This window comes from Bacillus sp. SIMBA_008, from assembly GCF_046535495.1.
In the GTDB taxonomy this organism is placed as follows: Bacteria; Bacillota; Bacilli; order Bacillales; family Bacillaceae; genus Bacillus; species Bacillus subtilis.
Map to the genome: position 1 here is coordinate 1 of NZ_JAWRWL010000754.1, position 258 is coordinate 258.

Genomic DNA, 258 nt, shown 5'->3' on the forward strand with positions numbered 1-258 from the left:
TGAAACTAACTCTTTCATAAATTCTGGTTGTTCTGACTTCAGTTCCGCGAATTCATCACTAATTAAAAATAGATGTGGCATCGGTTCACTTACTAAGCCTTCTTTATACAATTTTTGATACTGATTAATATGGTTTACATCATTTTCCCCAAATAAGCGTTGTCTTTTTTGCAATTCAGCTTTAATTGATGCGAGCGCTCTCATACTTTGTGCTCCATCTAAGTTCGTAATTGTTCCTAATAAATGCGGTAAGTTTTT

Annotated in this window: 1 protein-coding gene; it reads right to left on the reverse strand. The window is 33.7% G+C overall.

Annotated features, from left to right (window positions below; translation table 11 throughout):
* Positions 1-258, reverse strand: a 258-nt coding sequence (locus SB658_RS25300) for a hypothetical protein (RefSeq protein ID WP_410603182.1), incomplete at both ends; no start/stop codon positions are given.